Origin of the sequence: Nocardia higoensis NBRC 100133, from assembly GCF_000308595.1 — a bacterium.
Lineage (GTDB): Bacteria > Actinomycetota > Actinomycetes > Mycobacteriales > Mycobacteriaceae > Nocardia > Nocardia higoensis.
Window position 1 is genome coordinate 1 of the sequence record NZ_BAGA01000055.1, and the last position, 1426, is coordinate 1426.

General features: G+C 69.7%; 2 protein-coding genes. Both read left to right on the forward strand.

What is annotated here, in order from left to right; all coding sequences use genetic code 11:
- Positions 1 to 712, forward strand: a 712-nt coding sequence (gene mtnB, locus ON26_RS06745) for a methylthioribulose 1-phosphate dehydratase (RefSeq protein WP_040795131.1), incomplete at its 5' end; no start/stop codon positions are given.
- Positions 709 to 1278: a 1,2-dihydroxy-3-keto-5-methylthiopentene dioxygenase gene (locus ON26_RS06750; RefSeq protein ID WP_040795130.1), complete on the forward strand. Its 570-nt coding sequence runs from the start codon at positions 709 to 711 to the stop codon at positions 1276 to 1278. The genes mtnB and ON26_RS06750, both read left to right, overlap by 4 nt.
- Positions 1279 to 1426 lie beyond the last annotated feature (148 nt).

Sequence of the window (1426 nt, forward strand, 5' to 3'; positions counted from 1 at the left end):
GCAGGGGATGCCGATCGCGCCGGCGGGAACCGATGTCTACAACCCGGCCTTCGATGTCACCCCTCGCGACCTCGTCACCGCGGTCGTCACCGAATCCCGCACGCTGCGACCCGCGCTCGGGCACAGACTGCCCGCCGTGGCCGCCGACCTGTACGGCCGTGGCTGGCTGGACGGCACCGCGGGCAACCTGTCGGTGCGCCTCGGCGCCGACCGCGCACTGATCACCGCGAGCGGTCGCAGCAAGGGCACGTTGACCGCGCGGGAACTGATCACCGTCGACGTCGCGACCGGCACACCGATCGGCGCGGGCGCGGGCAGGCCCTCGGCCGAGACATCGATCCACACGGCGCTGTATCGCCTCTTCCCGGACTGCGGCGCGGTGGTGCACGCGCATCCGCCCTCGGCGACGGCAGCCGCGACGATGCTGGCCGATCGGGAGTGGGTGCGCTTCGATGATTTCGAGATCGCCAAGGGCCTCGATCGCCGCGCGAGAACGCCGTTCACCGTGCCGGTGCTGACCAATCACGTCGATGTCGCGCGCATCGCCGCCGACCTGTCGGACCGCTTGCCCGCCGACGCGCCGCCCGCGGTGCTGATCGACCGGCACGGCGCCACCACCTGGGGGCCGGATCTGGAGACGGCTCGCAATCGCATGGAGTGCCTGGAAATGCTGTGCCAGTTGCAGCTTCGGACCGGAGGAGGACGGTCATGACACTTGTTCAGGTGATGCCGCAGCACGACCGGCGGCAGGTGCTGCTGAGGTCGACCGATCGCGGCGAAATCGCGGAAGCGCTCGCCCCGCACGGTATCCGGCTCGAGCAGTGGCCGCTGCGTGAGCTGCCCGCGGACGCGGGTCAGGAGGAGGTGCTCGCGGCCTATCGTGACGAAGTGGCCGCGGTGTGCGGCGAAGGCGGATACCGGCTGGTCGATGTGGTGCGGATGAGCCCGTCGACGGAGGACCCCGAGTGGCGCGCCGGCGCCGAGACCGCGCGCACACGATTTCTCGACGAGCATCGGCACGCCGAGGACGAGGTGCGGTTCTTCATCGAGGGCCATGGCTGCTTCTACCTGCACCTGGGGGAGAAGGTCTATGCCCTGGTGTGTGAGGCGGGGGACCTGATCTCGGTGCCCGCCGGCACCACCCACTGGTTCGATATGGGCGCGGTCCCGCACTTCTGCGCGATCCGGTTCTTCGAACGTGAGGACGGCTGGATCGGCGATTTCACCGGAGACCCGATCTCGTCCACCATGCCGACCCTGGACGAACTCGTCGGCTGATCACCCGTCTCCATTCGAAGAGGGAAATACCATGCAGCACAACGACAGCCGCTACTTCGGCCGCCTCGCTTTCGCGGCGGCGCTGACCGGGCTGGCGCTGGCCGCCGGTGGCTGCGCCGACGACGAGAACGCCACGGACCCGCCGCCC